Annotated in this window: 19 protein-coding genes; 9 read left to right on the top strand and 10 right to left on the bottom strand. The window is 73.6% G+C overall.

The window, feature by feature from the left end; translation table 11 throughout:
- The first annotated feature begins 114 nt into the window (after nucleotides 1–114).
- Entirely contained in the window at nucleotides 115–615 is a 501-nt protein-coding gene (locus AB5J87_RS38130) for a DUF5949 family protein (RefSeq protein ID WP_369383909.1), read from the top strand.
- A 106-nt stretch (nucleotides 616–721) separates the two neighbouring features.
- Here AB5J87_RS38130 and AB5J87_RS38125 read toward each other — a convergent pair whose 3' ends face one another.
- Nucleotides 722–967: a hypothetical protein gene (locus AB5J87_RS38125; RefSeq protein WP_369383908.1), complete on the bottom strand. Its 246-nt coding sequence runs from the start codon at nucleotides 965–967 to the stop codon at nucleotides 722–724.
- A 478-nt stretch (nucleotides 968–1,445) separates the two neighbouring features.
- Between AB5J87_RS38125 and AB5J87_RS38120 the strand changes: the two genes are divergently transcribed.
- Nucleotides 1,446–2,069, top strand: coding sequence for a tyrosinase family oxidase copper chaperone (locus tag AB5J87_RS38120; RefSeq protein WP_369383907.1), 624 nt, complete (start codon nucleotides 1,446–1,448; stop codon nucleotides 2,067–2,069).
- A gap of 87 nt (nucleotides 2,070–2,156) precedes the next feature.
- Complete coding sequence (locus AB5J87_RS38115) at nucleotides 2,157–3,038, top strand: tyrosinase family protein (protein WP_369383906.1); 882 nt, start codon at nucleotides 2,157–2,159, stop codon at nucleotides 3,036–3,038.
- Nucleotides 3,039–3,241: 203 nt separating this feature from the next.
- Here the strand turns inward: AB5J87_RS38115 and AB5J87_RS38110 are convergent, their stop codons facing one another.
- The 4 genes from AB5J87_RS38110 to AB5J87_RS38095 all read right to left on the bottom strand — a co-directional run bounded on the left by AB5J87_RS38110 (nucleotide 3,242) and on the right by AB5J87_RS38095 (nucleotide 6,302).
- Nucleotides 3,242–3,508, bottom strand: coding sequence for a chaplin (locus AB5J87_RS38110; protein WP_369383905.1), 267 nt, complete (start codon nucleotides 3,506–3,508; stop codon nucleotides 3,242–3,244).
- Nucleotides 3,509–3,618: 110 nt separating this feature from the next.
- On the bottom strand, nucleotides 3,619–4,332 hold the full coding sequence (locus AB5J87_RS38105) for a hypothetical protein (RefSeq protein WP_369383904.1): 714 nt from the start codon (nucleotides 4,330–4,332) through the stop codon (nucleotides 3,619–3,621).
- Nucleotides 4,333–4,633: 301 nt separating this feature from the next.
- Nucleotides 4,634–5,887, bottom strand: a complete 1,254-nt coding sequence (locus AB5J87_RS38100; RefSeq protein WP_369383903.1) for a cytochrome P450 — start codon at nucleotides 5,885–5,887, stop codon at nucleotides 4,634–4,636.
- A gap of 157 nt (nucleotides 5,888–6,044) precedes the next feature.
- Entirely contained in the window at nucleotides 6,045–6,302 is a 258-nt protein-coding gene (locus tag AB5J87_RS38095; RefSeq protein ID WP_369383902.1) for a hypothetical protein, read from the bottom strand.
- A gap of 314 nt (nucleotides 6,303–6,616) precedes the next feature.
- Between AB5J87_RS38095 and AB5J87_RS38090 the strand changes: the two genes are divergently transcribed.
- A complete protein-coding gene (locus AB5J87_RS38090; RefSeq protein ID WP_369383901.1) occupies nucleotides 6,617–7,375 on the top strand; it encodes an SDR family oxidoreductase in 759 nt (252 codons plus the stop codon).
- Between the two features lie 31 nt (nucleotides 7,376–7,406).
- On the opposite strand, the gene AB5J87_RS38085 is transcribed toward AB5J87_RS38090, so the two are convergent.
- Both AB5J87_RS38085 and AB5J87_RS38080 read right to left on the bottom strand, forming a co-directional pair.
- Complete coding sequence (locus AB5J87_RS38085; RefSeq protein WP_369383900.1) at nucleotides 7,407–8,516, bottom strand: alpha/beta hydrolase; 1,110 nt, start codon at nucleotides 8,514–8,516, stop codon at nucleotides 7,407–7,409.
- 242 nt (nucleotides 8,517–8,758) lie between these two features.
- A complete protein-coding gene (locus tag AB5J87_RS38080; protein WP_369383899.1) occupies nucleotides 8,759–9,646 on the bottom strand; it encodes an alpha/beta fold hydrolase in 888 nt (295 codons plus the stop codon).
- 80 nt (nucleotides 9,647–9,726) lie between these two features.
- On the opposite strand from AB5J87_RS38080, the gene AB5J87_RS38075 reads away from it, so the two are divergent.
- Both AB5J87_RS38075 and AB5J87_RS38070 read left to right on the top strand, forming a co-directional pair.
- Nucleotides 9,727–10,857: a hypothetical protein gene (locus tag AB5J87_RS38075; protein ID WP_369383898.1), complete on the top strand. Its 1,131-nt coding sequence runs from the start codon at nucleotides 9,727–9,729 to the stop codon at nucleotides 10,855–10,857.
- 57 nt (nucleotides 10,858–10,914) lie between these two features.
- Complete coding sequence (locus AB5J87_RS38070; protein WP_369383897.1) at nucleotides 10,915–11,913, top strand: DUF4232 domain-containing protein; 999 nt, start codon at nucleotides 10,915–10,917, stop codon at nucleotides 11,911–11,913.
- Nucleotides 11,914–11,929: 16 nt separating this feature from the next.
- Here the strand turns inward: AB5J87_RS38070 and AB5J87_RS38065 are convergent, their stop codons facing one another.
- From AB5J87_RS38065 to AB5J87_RS38055, 3 genes are read right to left on the bottom strand one after another with little or no spacing between them, the layout of a single operon-like run.
- Entirely contained in the window at nucleotides 11,930–14,062 is a 2,133-nt protein-coding gene (locus AB5J87_RS38065) for an IclR family transcriptional regulator C-terminal domain-containing protein (protein ID WP_369383896.1), read from the bottom strand.
- A gap of 5 nt (nucleotides 14,063–14,067) precedes the next feature.
- Complete coding sequence (locus AB5J87_RS38060; protein ID WP_369383895.1) at nucleotides 14,068–14,838, bottom strand: RNA polymerase sigma factor; 771 nt, start codon at nucleotides 14,836–14,838, stop codon at nucleotides 14,068–14,070.
- Entirely contained in the window at nucleotides 14,832–15,179 is a 348-nt protein-coding gene (locus tag AB5J87_RS38055; protein ID WP_369383894.1) for a hypothetical protein, read from the bottom strand. The genes AB5J87_RS38060 and AB5J87_RS38055 overlap by 7 nt, the downstream gene beginning before the upstream one ends.
- Nucleotides 15,180–15,371: 192 nt before the next feature.
- Here AB5J87_RS38055 and AB5J87_RS38050 point away from each other — a divergent pair, with 192 nt between their 5' ends.
- From AB5J87_RS38050 to AB5J87_RS38040, 3 genes are all read left to right on the top strand, one after another.
- Entirely contained in the window at nucleotides 15,372–15,977 is a 606-nt protein-coding gene (locus AB5J87_RS38050) for a hypothetical protein (RefSeq protein ID WP_369383893.1), read from the top strand.
- A gap of 487 nt (nucleotides 15,978–16,464) precedes the next feature.
- Nucleotides 16,465–17,883 carry a hypothetical protein gene (locus AB5J87_RS38045; protein WP_369383892.1) on the top strand — a complete coding sequence of 473 codons (1,419 nt, stop codon included), beginning with the start codon at nucleotides 16,465–16,467 and terminating at the stop codon, nucleotides 17,881–17,883.
- Between the two features lie 140 nt (nucleotides 17,884–18,023).
- Nucleotides 18,024–19,088, top strand: coding sequence for a hypothetical protein (locus AB5J87_RS38040; protein WP_369383891.1), 1,065 nt, complete (start codon nucleotides 18,024–18,026; stop codon nucleotides 19,086–19,088).
- Nucleotides 19,089–19,114 lie beyond the last annotated feature (26 nt).

Genomic DNA, 19,114 nt, shown 5'->3' with positions numbered 1-19,114 from the left:
CGCCCGCGCGCGGCGCGTCCGCAGCCCGGCCCCGTTCGCCCGTCCCCCGATTCGATTCGCCCTAACGAGTGGCCATGGGTCCGGGTCCGTCCGCGATGTCGCTAGAGTCCCGGCATGACCACAGCTTCCAGCGCCGTACACCCGTCCAGGAACGCCCGGTTGGGCACGCTCGCCCTGCTCGCGTGGAGCGGCCCGAACCCCGCGGAGGACCGTGACACGGCCTTCCTCCTGGCGTACTCGCTGGGTGACGGCGAGGGCGGCCCGGAGGCCGCCGAGGGTGCCGCGCACGAGCTGCTCGACGCGATCGGGATGGCCGCCGGGGCCGTCGGCGACATCGAGCACGGCGCCACCCTTCCGGTGACGCTGCTGCTGGAGGGCGGCCAGGCGGTCCTGACCCTGCCCGGCCTCAACGTGCACTGCTCGACGCCGCCGGAGTGGATGGCGGCGGCGCAGGAGTCGGGCGAGGTGAACTTCATCTTCGCCACCCGCGCCTGGCCGGAGGCGGTGCCGGGCAAGCCCCTGACGGAGGAGCAGCTGCGGGCCTTCGTCGGCGACGAGGAGAACCTCATGACCGCGGGCCACTGCATCATCCCGGCCCGCCGTCTGCGCAAGTAGGACCCGGGCCCGGCGGGCGTCCGGGCGCACCAGAACGGCGTGTGACGCAGACGGAGGAGTCTGCGGCACACGCCGTTTCATGCCCGGACCGGCCGAGGAGTGGGACTCAGAGAACGTCCAGCCCCAGCACCAGGCCGAGCAGGCCGTGGTGGTGGAAGTGGTGGTGGTCCCGGTCGTCGCGGTCGTGACGGCCGTATTCCTTGTGGTCCTTGCACTTTTCGCCGTACCCGCACGGGTGGGCCGCCGATGCCGGGGTACGGGCCGTCTGGGGCGCTGCCTGGGCGGCGCCGGCGACCGGGAGGATCGCCACGGCGGACAGGGCGGCGGCGACAGCTATGTGACGAAGTGTCATTTTCGGAATCTCCTGAGATGTGGAACCTGACACTCAGGACGCTAATCCGACAAATCGCCCTTGTCGCGCTGAGCGAGCGCACGGCTACTGCATGTGAGTGTCGTGGACTGGTGACCCGTCAGGTTCTGCCTCGTCAGGGGACGGATCGTCAGCCGACGGGGCGTCAGGCGGCGGGGCCGTCGTCCGCGAAGGAGGGCGGGTCCCCGGAGCGCGGGGCGTCCGGGGCGGGCCGCTGGAGCGGGACCGTGGCCGGGCAGGGCGAGGACCCGGAAGTCTGGTGGCCTCCGGGACCTCGGCAGGCGTTCATTCTCCTCTGCCCTACCCCGACCAACGACAGCCCGCAGCCGACGTCACGGCCGTCCGGTCAACCTGCCCGGAACGGATTACGGGTCCTGTCGTTGTGCCGAATGCCCCTTATGCCCGGCCACTTTCGACGTGCGACCACTCCGGGCACGGCCGGGGCAGAACGGAGACACGCGTGATCACCGAAGACCCGGTGCCGCTGTGGCACCGCCTCGGGCTGCGCCGCCCCGGCGCCGGACCCGGCCACTGGAGCGCGCCCGCCACCCGGCGGGGCGTGCTGCGCGGCCTGTTCACCCTCACCGTCGTCACCTTCACCGGCGGCACCCTCGCCCGGATCACCGCCGCCCCCCGCGCCCAGGCCGGGCCGGCGGACCCCGCGGGCCCCTGGAGCGACCCCACCGGCGAGCTGGCCGTGGCCGCCGCGCCGGGGCTGCCCGCCGCCTTCGACGAGACCTACCGTGGCCGCCGCATCCAGGGCCGCACCGTCCCCGACGGGCCGCACACCCAGGGCGCCACCGCGCAGGGGCTCCCCCCGGCCCTGGGCCTGCCCGGCGCGCCGCCGCACCAGGCGCACCAGGCGCACCCGGCCCCGGCCACCGCGTCCCCGTCGGCCGCCCCCGCCCGCTTCGAGGCCCTCATCGACGGCCGCCAGCTGCATCTGATGCGCCGCGCCGACGGCACGTACGTCAGCTCCGTCGACCACTACACCTCGTACGCGACGCCCCTGGAAGCCGTCCGGGCGGCCGTCGACGAGCTGGGTCCGGCGCGGCTCTCCGCCACCCCGGCGCACGGGCGATGACCGCCCGCCGCACCCCCACGACCGTCCCGTCGGCCCCCACCCACCCCGACCGGCCCCGCACCCCACAGGCCAGGTGAGACAACCCGCATGGTGTACGTCCGCAAGAACCAGAAGAACCTCACGAAGGCCGAGAAGCGGGCCTTCGTCGACGCCGTCCTGGAGCTCAAACGCCGGGGCAAGTACGACCAGTTCGTCCGCACCCACATCGAGTACTTCGTGGGCGACGGGGACGAGGGGCTGCGCGTCGCCCACATGGCGCCCTCGTTCCTGCCCTGGCACCGCCGGTTCCTGCTCGACTTCGAGCGCGAGCTGCGGGCCGTCAACCCCCGGGTGACCGTCCCGTACTGGGACTGGACCCGGGACACCTCGCCCACCTCCTCGCTGTGGGCCGAGGACTTCATGGGCGGCAACGGCCGCCGCGAGGACCTCCAGGTGATGACCGGCCCGTTCGCCCACCGCAACGGCAAGTGGAACATCGCGACCGGCGTCACCGAGGACCCCTTCCTCACCCGTGACCTCGGCAACGACCTGGGCCGCCGCGCCGAGCACCTCGACCTGCCGCCGCGCGACGACCTCAACCGGGCGCTGGCCGACCCGGTGTACGACGTGGCGCCGTGGAACTCCACCAGCGAGACGGGGTTCCGCAACAAGATGGAGGGGTGGGTGGACGGCACGGGCTCCGACAAACTGCGCACCCACAACCGCGTACACCGCTGGATCGGCGGCACGATGGTGGGCGCGGGGGCGGTCAACGACCCGGTGTTCTGGCTGCACCACGCCTTCGTCGACCTCATCTGGTCGCGCTGGCAGACCCGCCACCCCAAGTCCGGCTACCGGCCCGCCGAACAGCCCCCGGCCGGTGACGAGCAGCACGGCCGGGTGGCCGCGCTGCGCGACCGGATGCCGCCGTGGAACATCACACCGGCGGCGATGCTGGATCATCGGAAGATCTATACGTATGCGGACTGACGGGTTGTCAGGAGCGGTGTGAGGAGCGGTGTGAGGGGCGGTGCGAGGGGTGGTGTGCGACGCGGTGCGGGGCCGTCCGCCCCGGCACCCGCACTCACCGGCGCCGGTGTCCGGCCGCCCGCACCATCCGGCCGCTGACATGCGCAGGGCCCCCCGGGAAGACCCGGGAGGCCCTGCGCACGCGACGTGTCGGTGGGTGGGGCTCAGCGCCCGTAGCCGCCCTCGTGGCCGCTGTTGTTGATGCACTCGTTGCCGAAGGTCGGGTTGAGTGCACCGACGAGGTTGGCGGTGACGCCGCACACGTTCACCGGCACGTGGACCGGGATCTGCAGCAGGTTGCCGGAGGCCACACCGGGGGAGTCCTTGGCGACACCATGCGCCCCAGCGTCGGCCGTGGCCATGCCGGCACCGCTCAGGGCCACCGCACCCGTTCCGGCCAGGACGGCGACGGTCTTAGCGATACGAGACATCAAGTTCTCCTTTTGTTCCAACGCTTACTGGGCCCACACCGGCCTTTCCGGCCGCCGCTGAGCCGCGGTTGCCATGGCTAAACGCGCCCGGCGTGAAGAAGTAACGAGGTTTACTGCGTCTGCTGGTGCCGGGCCGCGCGCCGGCTCAGCGCCAGCGCCGCTCCGCCGGTCAGCAGCAGGGTTCCGCTGGCCGCGCCGAGGATGAGCGGCAGGCTGTCGCTGCCGGTGTGCGCCAGCTCCGGGGGCGTGCCCGGGTGGTGCGGCGGCTTGTTGTCGTGCGGCGGGGTGGTGCCGGGGTGCGTCGGCACGGGCGGGGTGTGCGGGTGGTGCGGCTTGTGCGGGGGCTTGTGGGGCGGCTTGTGGTGCGTGGGGGTGGGCTTGGGCTTCGGGTGGTGCGGGTGGGGGTGGTGGCCCGGGTGGTGGTGGGAGGGGTGCGGGTGCGGGGTCTCGCCGCCGTAGGTGCCGCCGTGGTGCTGCCCGTAACCGCCGCCCCCGCCGGGGTGTTCGTGGCGGCCGTACCCGTCGTCGTCGTGGTCGCCGTGCGGACCCGCCTGGGCGCCGTTGTCCGCGCCCGTGCGGGCGCCGCCGGGCCGGGTGGTGGTCTGCGGCTGCGTACGGGCGTCCTGGCCGTCCGTGGCCCGTTTCCCGGCGTCCTGGCCGGCGCCGGGGGCGAAGGGCGCGGCGGCGGCGCCCGGTGGCGTGGCGGAGCGCTCGGCGCCGGGACCGGTGTCGGCCGCGGCGGCGGCGCCGTAGGCCGTACCGAGGGTGGTGACGAGCCCGGCCACCAGGGCGGCCCGGGCGACGGAGCCGGAGATGTTGTGCATGCCGAACAGACCCTTCGACGGAATGGCAGGAGGGGATGACCAGATGCTGATAGGAATACTCCGGGAATCCCGCGAAGGTCCGTATCCGTGTGCGTGTCCGTGCGGCGCGGCGGGCACGGCAACCCGTACAGCGCAAGTCGGATGATCTGTACGGGCGCGCGAATGCGCCCGTCCGGCGCAATGGCCGGACGGGTCCGCCGGAAATCCCGTCAGGAACCCCGGTCGGGAATCCCGGTCAGGAATCCCGTCCGGAATAGGGAATTCGGATGTACGGGGCGGATGTACGGGTCGGATCCACCGGTCAGACGGCCGACCGGCGGGGTGTGTCGTAGGCGACGCGCTGTGCCCGTACGCGATTGTCGAAGTTGGAGTGGCCCAGCTCGGGCATCCCCACCGCGCGCAGGGCCAGCGGGCGGCTCAGCAGCTCGCGCAGCAGGGCCTTGATCTCCACGCGGGCGAGATGGGCGCCCAGGCAGTAGTGCGGCCCGCCGCCCCCGTACCCCAGGTGCGGATTGGGCCGCCGGGTGATGTCGAAGGAGTCCGGGTCCGTGAAGACGCTCTCGTCGCGGTTGGCGGACGCGTACAGCAGCATGACGCGGTCACCGCCCACCAGCGCCTGCCCGCCCAGCACATGGGGACGGGTCACGTTCCGGCGGAACTGGATGATCGGGGTGGAGAACCGCACGATCTCGTCCACGGCCCCGTCCGCGTACCGCTCGAAGTCCGAGACCAGCAGTTCGCGCTGGTCGGGGTGGTCGGTGAGGAGCGCGAGGGCGTGCGCGATGGCGTTCCGGGTGGTCTCGACCCCGGCGACCATGAGGAGCGAGAAGAACGAGCCGAGTTCGCGGGTGGTCAGGCCCTGCCCGTCCACGTCCGCGCCGACCAGCGCCGAGATGAGGTCCCCGGTGGGGTGCCTGCGCCGCTCGCGGCCGAGCGCGGCCACCGTCAGCTGCATCCGGCCGAGCGCGCGCAGCCCGCGCCCCGGTACGCGTACGCGTGAGCGGAGCGTGCGGCTGACCCCGGCGTTCTCCGAGGCCCGGTCGACCTGGCGGGCGATGTGGAGCCGCCCCTGCTCGGGCACGCCCAGCATGTCGCAGATGACCTCGAAGGCCATGCGCGAGGCGACGGCCGAGACGAACTCGTCGGCGCGGGAGGCGATCAGGTCGTCGACGATACGGCCCGCCAGCTCGCGGATCCCGGCCTCCGCGTCGGCCAGCACGCGCGGGGTGAACGCGCGCGAGACGATCCGGCGCAGCTGGGCGTGGCGCGGCCCGTCGAGGTTGACCATCGAGTCCCCGAACACCGCGCGCACCCACCTCGGCGGCTCGGGCGAGGTCACTCCCGGCGCGCTGGCGAACACCTCCGGCAGCCGGCTGGCCTCGACGACGTCGGCGTGCCGCACCAGCGCGTAGAACCCGCGCTCGCGGCGGTGCCGCCCCGCCTCCCGCTCGACGAAGTAGGCGGGCCCCTCGGCCTGCCGCAACTGCGCGAAGGCGGCGAGGCGCTGGTCGCGGGGGAGCGTCCAGAAGGCGGGATCGGCGAGATGGGGGCGCATGGCGACCGCCTTTGCGGGACGTGCGGGCGTACGGGACGCGACGGTGTCGGGGGAAAGGGCCCGGCCCCGGGGAGGGATCCCCGGGGCCGGACGGAAGGGCGGAGCGGGCGGACGCGACCGGAGGCGGATCCGGCTCAGCCCCGTTGGTCCGGCCGCGTCAACTGACGAGCTCGCGCCCGGCCTTGGCGGCGTCGTTGCCGGCCTGGACGGCGTCGCCGACGGCCTTCACCCGCTTGTTCAGATGGTTCCCGACGATTCCCTCGGCCACGGGCTTGGCCTGCTCGCCCGCCGCGCTGGCCGTCTGCGCGGCGCTGCTGAGGGTCCGTCCGATGTCAAGCGCCTGGGCCGCCGGAGCCATGGCGGCCACCAGCGCCGACCCCACCACCGCGGTACTGAGAACACGACATACATTCATGCCCGTATCAACGCGGGATGGGAGCAGAAGGCACGCGCGGGGGAACGACCGCAGCGGAGACAGCGAGGGACGCCGCCGCGGCGGGCGCAGCGACCGTAGCGACTGAAGCGACCGGCCTTCCGATATACGTATCGCCGCACCCGCACCCGCACCCGCACGCACACCCCACCCTCACCCGCGGCGGCCCCGGCGGCACCCCTCCCGCAACTTCCCGAACTTTTTTTCGCACGCGTGTCACGTTCGCGGGCGCCCGCGTTTCAAGGGAGCAGAGTCGCAGGGCGCGGCCGAAGGAAACGAGCTCGGGAGTGGTAGTCATGACCGCACGCATTCTGGTCACCGGTGGTACGGGCACGCTCGGCAAGCACGTCGTTCCGCTGCTGCGCGGGGCGGGTCACCCGGTGCGCGTGCTCAGCCGGCACGCCGCGCCCGCCGCCGAGGGTGTGGAGTACGTGGCCTGCGACCTGCTCGACGGCGCCGGCCTGGACGACGCGATGGACGGCGTCGAGACCGTGCTGCACCTGGCCGGTGGCCCCAAGGGCGACGACATCGGCACCCGCAAGCTCGCGGCCGCCGCCGCCCGCGCCGGGGTCAAGCACCTCGTCTACATCTCGGTGATCGGCGCCGACACCGTCCCGCTCGGCTACTTCCGGGCCAAGCTCGGCGCCGAGCAGGCGATCGCGGAGTCGGGGGTGCCGTGGACGACGCTGCGGGCCGCCCAGTTCCACGACCTGGTCCTGACGATGGCGGAGAAGATGGCCAAGCTGCCGGTGGTCCCCGCGCCGGGGATGCGGATGCAGCCGGTGGACTCGCGCGAAGTGGCCGCCCGGCTCGTCGAGTTGGTGCACGGCGACCCCTCGGGCCTGGTCGCGGACCTCACCGGGCCCGAGGTGTACGAGATGCGGGAGCTGCTGCGCACGTACCTCGCCGCGCGCGGCAAGCGCCGTCCGATGCTGCCGGTGCGCATCCCCGGCAAGGCCGGGCGGGCCTACCGCGACGACGTCAACCTCACCCTGCACGGGGCGCTGGTCGGCCGGCGCACCTGGGAGGGCTTCCTCGCCGAGCGGGTCGCGTAGTGCCCGCCCGGGTCCGCCGCCCGCCGGGCCCCTACTGCGCCGAGAGCCGTCCGCTCAGCCACTGCAGGGCGGGCGGGATCTCGCGCCGCCAGGTGTTGAAGTTGTGCCCGCCGGTCTCCAGCGTGATCGACGAGACGCGGGCGGGCGCCTTCACCTTCGAGATGAACTCCCGGGTCGCCCGGTAGTTGGTCTCGCCGTGCCGGGAGGTGGTGACCAGGAAGGACGAGTCGCCCTGCGGCAGGTGGTCCAGGGCCCACAGCAGGTCGGCCCGCCTGGCCTCGCGCTTGTTCCCGTGGAAGAGGTCGCCGGAGTCCCGGTCCACCTCGGGCCGGTAGTCGGCCGACAGCCCGACCCCGGCGGCGTAGACCCCGGGGTGCTCCAGGGGGATCTTCAGGGCGCAGTAGCCGCCGGTGGAGTCACCCATGAAGCCCCAGTTGCGGGCCTTGGTGCCGACGCGGAACGTGCCTGCGATCGCCTTCGGCAGATCGGCGGCGAAGAACGTCTCGGTCTGCGGGCCCTTGGGGATGTCGACGCACTGGGTGTTGCGCGGCGGGGCGACGGTGGGACGCATCATCACCAGCACCATCGGCTGCGACTTGTTCTGCTTGACCTGCGTCCAGGCGGTGCGGGGGTAGCGCAGCCCCTTGATGAGGTTCTCGGCGGTGCCGGGGAAACCGGTGAGCACCACGGCGACGGGGAACTTCTTCCTCTCGTACGCCTTCTGGAAGTACTCCGGCGGCAGGTACACGTACGCCGGGCTGACGATGTGCGAGCGCTCGCCCTGCACCATGACCTTCTGGATCTGGCCGCCCACGTGCGGGGTTCCGGCGCCGGGCACGTCGACCTGGAGGGTGTCGACGAGCTTGATGCCCGGACTGCCCGCCGAGCTGCCGACCACCCCGACGCCCTTCTGGGTGCCGAAGAGGTCGGCCCAGGAACCGTAGAAGAGGAACGTCTTGTTGGCGGCGAGCCCCACCGCGGAGAACAGCAGCACCTGCACGGCGCAGAGCATCCCCGCCCGCCCGACGACCGGCGCCCAGCCGCGCCGGGCCAGGCGCGGCCAGATCCACACCGTCACGGCGAACAGCGCGACCGTGCAGAACACGGCCAGCACCAGGACCGTCGTACTCGTCAACCCCATGGAACCCGCAAACCCTCTGCCCGATGTCGTCCCGCACCCGGCGTTCCGCGCCCGGCCCGGTGGCACCGCGGTGGGGTGCGCACGGAGGTAGAGCGGGATCGGGTGCGATGCGTTCCCTCCGGGAGGTGGAGGGTTGGCAAAGGTCCCGCGCGAGTCCGGTCGGGCCGCCGCCCGGCCGCCGCCGGATTCCCGCGGGTTCGCTCGGTGGCGGGCGTCCCATTCGGGGCGGACGCGCCACGCGGTCACTCGGCGGAAGGGCCTTTCGCGACGGTCCGGGTGTACGAGGAAAGTGCCTCGCGCAACACCGACGCGAACTCGTCCGCCCACTTCGCGTAACCGACGTGCCCGCCGGGGAACTCCACAAGGGGCAGGCCCAGTCGGCCGGCCAGGGCGACGGCCGGGCGGTGGACCGCGTGGGTGCGCGAGTCGCGCCCGCCGCCGATCGTCAGGCGGTCCACGACGGGGGCCAGGGCGGGCAGGTCGGGGCGGAACCGGGTGGAGGGGCGGAGCATGTGGGCGAGGAAGAACGCGGTGTTGTCGTGCGCCTCGGGCAGCAGCGGCGTCGCCCGCCCGCCGAACAGCGCGCTGAACCGCCCCATGGCCGCGGCCACCCCGTCCCGTACGTACGCGGTGTGCACGGTGTCCACGAACGCGCGGTGCTCGGCCGCGTCCGCCAGCAGCGTGAACGCGGGCGGCTCGTGCACCACCAGCGCGCCGATCCGCTCCGGGTGGCGCGCGGCGAGTTCGAGGGCCGCGAGCCCGCCCGAGCAGCTGCCGAAGACCCGCACCGGCCCGCCGTCGGGCGCCAGGTGCCCGAGCAGCCGGTACGCGTCGTCGGCGTGCACCTCGACGCGCTGGTCGACCGGGGGGCCGGTGAGCGTGCTGCGGGAGTTGCCGCGCGGGTCGCAGGTGACCACGCGGTGGTCGGCGGCGAGCGCGTCCGCGAGGCCGGTGAAGACGGCGGCGTCGGAGTTGCCCCCCGCGAGCATGAGCAACAACGGCCCCGCGCCCCGCACTTCGTAGTACAGCGTGGCCCCGGGGACGGCGAGCGAGCCGGTTTCGGGGCGCGGCCCGGGCGCCTCGCCCCCGGCCACCCCGTCTGCGGATTCGGTCTCCCGTGGATCCCTCACAGCCCCCGACGGTACCGGCAGGTGCCGTCGGCGTCATCCGTTGCCGGAACTGCCGCCTCCTCTTCTTCGGAGTGACCGTCATGCCCCAGGCCAGCGCCCGCCCCGCCCCCCGGCTCCTCCTCAACGCCCAGCCCTTCGGGTTCGGGCCGCCCGCCGCCACCGCCATCCTCGCCGCCGAGCTCGCCCGGCTGGGCTGCGCGCTCGGATACATCGGCGGCGGCCACACCCTCGACCTCCAGGGCTCGCCCCCGTACGGCGCCGTCCACGACACCACCGGTCTGACGGACGATCAGTTCCTCGCGCGGCTGCGCCGCCTCGCGCCCCGCTACGACCTGTTCGTCACCGCGATGGACTTCCCGGCGGCGGCCCTCGCCCGGCGCGCGGGGCTGGACGTCGCCGTCTACGACGCGCTCACCTGGTTCTGGCCCGCCGTCCCCGACGTGGTGCGCGAGAGCGTCCTCTACATCGCGCAGGACTTCTTCGGCGTACGGGAGCGCATCGCGGCCGACCCCGTGCTGCGCGGCCGGGCGCTGGTGGTGCCGCCCATCGTCCCGCCGCGCCGCACCTGGCGCCCCGGCGGCCACGTCCTGGTGAACCTGGGCGGGCTGCACAACCCGTACTGGGACACGGCGGACGCGGTGGCGTACGCGCGGCTGATGATCGACGCCGTACGCGCCGCGCAGCCCACCGCCCCCGCCCGCCCGGTGGTCGTCGCCGCCAGCGCGCGGGTGGCGGCGGCGCTCGACGACCCGGCGGTCACCACGTACGGGCACGCGGACGTGCTCGACCTGCTGGGCGGCGCCGCGTACGCCTGCATGACGCCCGGCCTCGGCAACATCTACGACGCCGCCGCCACCGGCGTACCCACCCTGTGGCTGCCCGCCGTCAACGAGACCCACCCCCTCCAGCTGCGCCGGCTCGCCGCGCACGGCCACTGCGACGCCCGGCTGGACTGGCCCGACCTCGGGCTGCCCGTCGACTACACCCGGCCCAGCCCCGCCGTGCTGGCGGCGGTCGCGGGCGCGGTGCGCCGCACGGCAGCCACCCCCCGGCTGCGCGCGGCGCTGGTGGCCGGGCTCGCCGCGGCGGCCGGGGCGCTGGGACCCGCACCCGGTCGCGCCCGCACCCTCACCGACCGCTTCGGCGACGGCGGTACGGGCCGGGCGGCGGCGGCCCTGCTGCGCTGCGGGGAACTTGTGGCAGGGCTGTGACGCGGGGTGTGACGCCCGCCACGGCCCCGGCGCGGCGTCCTTGATGGGGTGGCGGCCATGCGCACCCGTACCGCTCCCGCCCTCCTCCTGTCCGCCCTCCTCACCGGCGGCCCGCTGCTCACGGCGTGCGGGACGCAGAGCGCGGACGGCGCCGGGGCGGGGGCGGGCGGGCGTACCGGCTCCGTCCCCGGCGACCCGGCCGACCTCGCCAAGGACGGGGTGCGCGTCACCGCCCTGTCCGGCTGGTCCAAGGGCACCCCGCCCGAGATCTCCGCCGCGTACGAACTCACCAGCCGTGAAAGGGAACCCTTCACCTACACCTTCACTCTGGACGTGCTCTCCGCCGCCGGAGAGGGCGTCGCGCACGCCGAGCACACGGTCGCCGCGGTGGCTCCGGGCCGCACGGTGACCGGGACCGTACGCATGAGCGCGCAGCGGGCGGGCGTGGCCGACGCCGCCCCCGGCCGCGTCCGGATCACCAAGGTCCGGCGCGTGCCCACCGCCGAGGCCCCCGCCGCGCAGGGCCCCTGCCCGTCCTCCGGGGTACGGGTCACCTCCGACGACGGCGACGCGGCGATGGGCCTGCGGGTGCTCGGCCTGCGCCTGGAGAACTGCGGCACCCGGCCGTACGAGGTGAACGGCTACCCCGCACTCGAACTCCTCGACGCGGACGGCCGCCGCGCCAAGGGCGTCGAGGTCCGGCACGGCGGCGCCGGGATCGCCCTGGTCACCGGCTTCGACGCGGCGCCGCGCCCGTTCACGCTCCAGCCAGGCGAGACGGCGTCGGCCGGACTGATGTGGCGCAACACGACGACGTCCGGGGACGCGGTGAACCTCCCGTACGTCCGCGTCACCGCCCGCCCCGGCGCGGCCCCCGTACGGCTGACGCCGGAACTGGACCTGGGCACGACGGGCCGGGCGGGCGTGAGCGCGTGGCAGAAGGACACGAAGGGCTCGAAGGGTTCGACGGGGGCGAAGGGTTCGAACGACGCGAAGGACCGGCGGGGCCCGGGGGACGGGCCCGGCGCCGGCACCGGGCGTCCGGGAGGTGCGTGAGCGCGGGGCAACCCGCTCACGCCGACGCCGACTTCGCACCCCGGGTGAGCGAGACCCCGGCCGGAACGCGGGGCAGCGCACGGGCCGTGGGCGCGCCCCGCGCCGGTCCCTGCGCCGGGTCCCGCGCCTCCTCGGCCCCGCCGCCGGCCGGGCGAGGGGGCGGGCGCCGTCCGCTGTCGGCCTGCTCCGTCAGCAGCAGGACCAGCAGCAGCCCCGCCGACCGCTCGCTCAGCGCGCCGGCCGCGTCCAGCAGCCGGTGGCGCTGCCCGGCCGGCAGCGACAGGGCCACGCTCGCCGCGCGCCCCGGGATGCCGAGCGAGAAGGCGGCGCACACCTCGTGGTGGGAGTATTCGAGCAGGTCGAACTGGGCGGCCAGCGGCCCGTGCCCGTCCAGGGCCTGGAACAGAGCCCGCGGGTTGGTGATGGTGCGTGAGGTCAGCCGGATCGGCCGGTGGCGGGCGAGGTGGTCCATGCGCCCGGCGAAGTCGAGCTGCGCCAGCAGGCTCTTGCCGACCGCGCTGGCGTGCGCCGCGTCGCGGAAGTCCACCCACTCCCGTACGGCCGGGGCCTGCGGCCCGTGCGCCGACTGGAAGACGGTGACGTCGCCGTCGGTGTACCCGCTGACGTAGACGGCGGCCCCCAGGTCGTCGCGGAGCCCGGCCAGGGTCTGCTGGAGCAGCCGGGCGCGCTGCTGCGGGTCGCCGGTCAGGCCCATCAGCGGCCCGGGGAAGTGCGCCCCGGCGACGGTGGAGACGAAGTGCTGGCCGCGCAGCCAGTGCAGCAGCCAGGTCACGGCGGGCAGCGGCAGCCCGCTGCGCCGGGCGAGGGCGCGGGTGCTGGTGCCGCCCGCCTCGTCCACCAGATACAGGATGTCCAGGGCCTTCACGGCGGCCTTCCACTGCTCGGGGGTGTCGGTGCGGGCGAGGGTGCCGCGCGCCATGTCGGTGAGGACCGCGGGCCGCAGCGCGTTGGCCGACCAGGTGTCGCGTTCGCCGGTGGGGGAGGGCCGGGCGGCGGCGGTGAGGAGCGGGAGCCCGGGGGGGAGCAGCAGGCGGTCGGAGCGGCTGCCGGTTCCGGGGGCGGGGGGGTGACCGCTGTCCTGGCCGGGGGGTGGGACGGGGCCAACGCGGGGGGCGGGGGCTGCGTTTTGGACGGGGACCGGGTCCGGGCTCGGGACCGGGCCGACGCGGGGGCCGGGGGCTGAGCCGGGGCTCGGGACTGGGCCGGGGCCGGTGCCTGAGTCGGGGCCGGGGCCGGGGCCTGGGGTCGGGAGTGCGCCGGAGCCGCTCCCGTGGCCGGGGCTCTGGCCGACGCCCCGGCCAGGAGGTCGCTCAACACCCTTGTCGGTCAACGGAGTTCGGCCCGCACCCTCCGGGCGGGGGCGAGGGGCCGGTACCGGTACGAGCCCCGGCGCCAGACCCGGCAGCCGAGGGGTCCGGGCGGCGGGCCGCCCGAGCGACATCCCCGCCCGCACCTCGTCGATGAACTGCGGGTCCTCGATGCGGCGCGCATCCGGGGCACCGCCCGCCGGGGTACGCCCCGCCGAGGCCGCGAGCAGCGCCCGCGCGTCACCGTGCCCGTGCCGGGCGGCCTCGGCGACGAGGAACCGCACGTCCTCGACGACCCGTACCCGTACGTCCGCGACGAGATGAAGCCGTACGTCGTCGGGGACGAGGGCGGAGGGGGGGACGGGGGCGGGGGCGTACGGGCGCCACCGTACGGCGTCGTCGGTGAAGGGGAGGCGCAATCGCACCTCGTCGTCATCGGTGGCGGCGGCGGCCGTGGCGCGGGGCGGGCGGAGCCGTGTGCACCCGTCCCCGTCACCGCCCCCCACCCGCGCGGTCAGCGCCGCAAGCCGGAACAGGGCGCCGGGGTGACCGGCCGCGGCGGCCGAGCCCAGCCAGTCGGCCGCCTGCCGCAACTCCCCCCGTACCAGGGCCTTCGAGCCCAGCCGGTAGCGGGAGTTGGCGTGTGCGCGCTGCGCGCGGGTCAGCTCGTACGCCTCGCTCAGGGGACCGAAGTCCCCCCCGGGCCGGTCCCAGAAGTCGGGCGGTCCGGCGAGGTGGGCCAGCAGGTCCGCGAGCCCGGCCGGGACCACGGGCTCCGGGCGCCCCGCCCCGCCGCCGCGGTGCTCGTCGTACCTGCTCACATCGCTCACCTTTCCTTCTTCCCGTGCTGCTGCTTCTTTCGGTGCGCGTCCCGTATGTGCCCGGCGAGGCTGCGCCTGAGATCCGCGACCGCCTTGTTCCGCAGGTTGTGCAGGCGGTCCGGGGCTATTCCGAGCCGGTCCGCGATCTGGGCGTCGCTCAGCCCCTGGCTCTGCAGGTCCACGACCTGCCGCCGCTGGCTCTCCGGCAGTTCGCCGATCGCCGGGATCACCAGGTCCCGCAGGACCCGCAGGTCCTCGTACGCCGCAGTCCGCTGCTCCGGCACGCCCGCCGGAACGTCGCCCAGCGCGGACAGCTGCAGCCCGCGGCGCCGTTCGCGGAACCGGTCGAGGGCGAGATGGACGGCCGTACGCCGCAGATACGCCATCACATTGGTCTCCGGCACCAGTTCCCCGGCCTCGGCCTTGCGGCCCACCCGCAGGAACGCCTCCTGGGCGATGTCCTGGCAGGCGGCGAGGGAGAGGTGGCGGAACCGGCGGCGCAGGGCGGCGGGTTCGGCGTCGATGTAGCCGGGGTAGCAGCGCAGCAGCCGCTGCCCCAGATCCCCGCCGAACTCTCCGGCGTCCGCACCGAACTCTCCGGCCTCGGTGCCGAACTCTCCGGCGTCCGCGCCGAAGGCGGCGGTGTCCCGGTCGAAGGCGGCGGACTCCCGGTCGAACCCGGCGGATTTCCCGCCGTATTCCGCGCCCTCGCCGCCGAACTCCGGGGCTTCGGAGTCCAGCCCCACCGCGTCTTCGGACAGCTCATCGCCTACCACGGCCCCGGCCCCACCGGATCGACGCGGTCGACGGCGTCCACGGCGTCGAGCGTGTGCACGGCGTCGAGGGTGGTGTGCAGGGCGTCCACGGCACTCAAGGCACCCGGGGCGTCCGCCCGGAGGAAGAGTGCTCCGCTGCCGAACAGGTACCCGATCCCGTGCCCGCTTTCGTACCCCCTGCGGTTCCCGTACGGGCAGCACCTCCCGGGGCAGCCCCAGGGGCCGGGAGGTTTGCCCCGGGCAGGGCCGCGCTCCCGGCACAGGCGCGCCAGAGCCCCCAGCGCGTGCACCGCGCTCACGGCGGCCGGGAGGTACCCGGTCCACTCCAAGGACGGCGTCATGTAAGCGTCTCTCCATCTGTAGGACGGCCGCGATACGCGCTGTCGTCCCCCTGACGTCCCGCGAGCCCCACTTCTCCCTCTGTGAGCCCCACGTTCACTCGGGAGAGTGAATGGTGGGGCGTCGACGTACTCAGCGGCCCCTGAGTAGGCGCGCGCTGCCGGTGGCCGGGGCGGTGGGGTTGGCTCGACGGCATGAGCACCGACACCGTCACGCCGCCCGGGACCACCGGGCAGCCGCCCGCCCGCAACCTCCGCCGCGCCCTCCTCGTGGGACTCCCCACGCTCGGGCTCATCCTGGTGACGGTGTTCCTGGCGCGGGCGTGCGAAGCGATGACGGGCGGCCGGGTGTACTCCGAGGCGGAGTACCGCGCACACGCCGACCGGACGAAGCGGACAGGCGCGGACACGGTGGAACGGCTGCGGCCCGCCGCGTACCTGCGGGGCACGCTGCCGGGCACGAGGACGGCGAGCGCGGCGAACGAGGAGACGAGCACCTCCTGCGTCGACGACTTCGGCTTCGACAAGGACGGAGTCACCCGCGACGAGCCCGGCTACAGCTGGCGCCTGCGGTTCGCGTCCCGCGCCGACTACCTCGCGGCCCTCGACCGGCTGCGCGCCGACTGGAAGGAGGAGGGCCTGACGGTGAAGGAGATCCCCGCCGAGAACCGCCCCGGCCACGCCCCGGGCCTGCCCGGCATCAGCACGACCGACCACGACGTCGAACTCGCCCTGCGGCAGGCGTGGTACGGCGACGAACCGAGGGTGTACGCGAGTGGGAAGTGCATGCGGTACCGGTAGGGGTGAGCCCGCCGGCCGGCCGGTCGCGCCGGGGGACGGTGTCGCTCTCCGGGCTCGTTCCGCAGGCCGTTCCGCAGGCCGTTCCGCGGGTCGCGCGCCGGGTCGCACTCCGGTCAAAGTCCTTACGCGTCAACGCCGTTGGCCTCCATACGACTGACAGCGCCACGGGCCGTCCGTACGATGTTCAGTCCTGCTGGAGGACCGATTCCGGAGACGACTGATGGCCAGAACCGCCCTCGGCGCCACCGGCCCCGGCCGCGTGTTACCGGGCCCCCCGCCTTGTGCCGAGCCGGTACCGGTACCGGCGCCGTTGCCCGCGGCCCTTCCCGCGCCCCGGCCGGGGCGGCCGCCGACCGGGGAGTCGACCCGCGAGCCGACCCGGGGGTTAGCCCGGGAGCCTGCCCAGAAGTCGGCCCAGAAGTCGGCCCGGGAGCGGGAGCGGGGCCGGGCGTCGGCCCCGGATTCGGCTCCGGAGTGGTCCGCGCTGGTGCGGCACCTGCGGGACGCCCGTATCGACGGCCTCTCCCGCGACTGCCGGGACCTCGTCGCCGCCGACGCCGCGCTGTGCGGGCTGAGCGCCCGTGACTTCGACATCCAGCTGCGTCTGCACGCCCCCCTGGTGTTCCACACGGCCCGGACCGGGGACGGCGAGCCGCCGCCGTCGGCATCGCTGTACGAGGAGATGCGCCCGCGGCTCATCGCCCGCTGCAGCCGCATCGCCGGGTACACCCAGGACGCGGACCTCCACGCCAACAGCTCCCTGCTCATCGGCGGCGGCCGGGCCCGGCGGGACTTCACCGTACGGCGCCCGGACGACTCCTCCGTCGGAGTGAACTTCGGCCCGGTCCCTCCCAGCCTCGGCCACCTCTACCAGGCGACGCTCCACTACATGCTCTGCGCACGGGCGGACACGGCGGTCGAGGTCGGCTGCTACCTCCAGGGAGCCACCCACCCCGTCACCTATCTGGCCTTCTCGGTGTGCGACCGCCCCGGAATCGTCCAGGCGCTGCAACGGCAGGGAATTCCGGCCGAGCGCGGCAACTTGCTCATCCTCACCCGTGCCCTAGGATTGTCGGGAGCGGTTCGGAACCTCATGAGCTTCACCATCGGCCAGGCCGTGAAGCAGATCCGGTCGATGGGATGCAGGTTCATCGTGACGGCCTTCAACCCCTTACTTGGGTTCACGGGTTCGGCGCTCCACGCCACCAATTTCGTTCCTTTCGCGACAGCCCCTGTGGCCTACTGCTATGACCAGTTCGGGAGTTATCTGACGCGTCGCCAGTCCCTGTCGGAGTCGGACAGGTGTGCAGACCGCCGGGTCACCGAAAGCTATCGCAACATGTTGGTGGTACTCGGCACGGACAGTACGGCAAGAAAAGAAATCCGAAAAGTGGAAACCCTTCAGCACGTGGCCGAGCCGACCCGTGACCGTGTCGCCGCCCCGCCGCCCGAGCTCGACCCCGACGAACTGCGCGGCTACCGCGACCGGCTGGAGGCGGCCTGGTCCCTGAAGACCGTGCACCCGAGCTATGCCCTTGAGCCCCTCTCGTCGAAAGGCCAGTGCGGAGTGAGCTCGGTGTGGCTGGCACGCAAACTGCGGCTGCGCGAAATCGAAGCCACCTACTGCTACGGGAAACTGAGTTTCGACAACCCGTCGATCTCTTCCGTGGACCACCACTGCTGGATCGAGATCGGCCCGCCCACCGAGGCCAGGCGCGTGGTCATCGACCTGACCTGCGACCAGGCCGACGGATTCGAGGAGAAGGTCATCTACCGGCGGCACGACGAACTCACCCGCGACGGCATCCACTACGAGCCCGCGACCCGCCTGGCGGTCGACGATCTCCCCGCCGATCGGGTCTGGTCGCGATACACCCGCCTGGAGGAATCCATGACGGCCCATTAGGGTATGCGCACGCTGTACTCCGCAGTTGGAGGAAACGGGTTTCCCGGGGATCCAGAGGACCCGGGGACCTGGAGATCCAAGGGAATCAGCGACTCAGGGGATTCCTAAGAATTCAGGGGATTCAGGGATTCAGGGGTGACGTGAGCGAACACGAAGAGCGCCCGCAGGTCCTGCTGCTGTCGTCGAACGTGCGGCGCCGGTACGCCGAGGACATCCTCACCGCCCTGGCCCTGCCCCGGGGCGCCCTGATCCAATTCCGCTACGAGGCCCGGTACGTGGCGTCTTCGCTGCAGCAGAAGGTGGCCAGCGGATCAGTGCTCGGCCAGCGCGCGCTGATCGGATTCGTCGCGGACGCCGCGGTGCCGGCCGACTGCTTTCTCCTGCCGGTCCGCGTCGCGGAGGTGGTGGCGGCGGAATGCGTCGCCGACGTGATCCTCTTCAAACTCCGGGTCACGGACCACGTGGACCTGGACGAGTACGCGCTCTCCCGTGCCGACATCAACACGGAGAGCCGCAGGGCGATCGACAAGATAGTCGAGGCCAACGACGGCACTTACTATCCCGCCGTCCTCAAATTCCCGGCCTTCCCCATCCGTACCAACGGGGACCAGGCGCAACTGTGGATCAGTGTCGCCCGCCGTCTCGCGCTCCACCCCACCTTCGAGAACGCGTACTTCATGCGGGTCGACCAGCCGGCCCATCTGACCGGCGCGCACGCGTTCGCCTTCGAGCCGCAGGGGCGGCTCAGCCTCGGCGACCTGAAGCCCGCACGGCTCCCGGTCAGTTTCTACTCCAGCTGTTACACCGAAACACCCAAGATCACGCTCAGCTGCGCCACCGACGGGCGCTTCCTGCGGGTCTCCTCGGACCACACCCACGACGTGGCCCTGCGCTACGACTCCACCGAGTTCTGGCTCCAGCCCGACGCCGCGTCCTTCGACGCCCTCACCCATGTGACGATCCGGCTCGGACCCGTCGACCCGGGCCCCACCCCGGTGGCCGCCGTCCGCTTCCCGGTCCTCATCAAGCACTCCCGCATCCGGCTGGTCTCCCGGGTGGCGATCAGTGCGCTCGGGGCGTTCCTGGTGGCCGTCCCCGCGATCCTGGGCAGCGGCTCACCGGTCTCCCTGCGGGTCCTCCTCGCGGTGCTGGGGTCGGGCTTCCTCAGCACAGCGACGATCGTCATGGGGCGGGGCCGGGGCTGAGCGGGCGATGCGGGAGGGGGAGGCCC

It is taken from the genome of Streptomyces sp. cg36, assembly GCF_041080675.1.
Taxonomy (GTDB): domain Bacteria; phylum Actinomycetota; class Actinomycetes; order Streptomycetales; family Streptomycetaceae; genus Streptomyces.
Note: the sequence above shows the minus strand (reverse complement) of the source record. Positions and strands in the feature narration are given on the sequence as shown.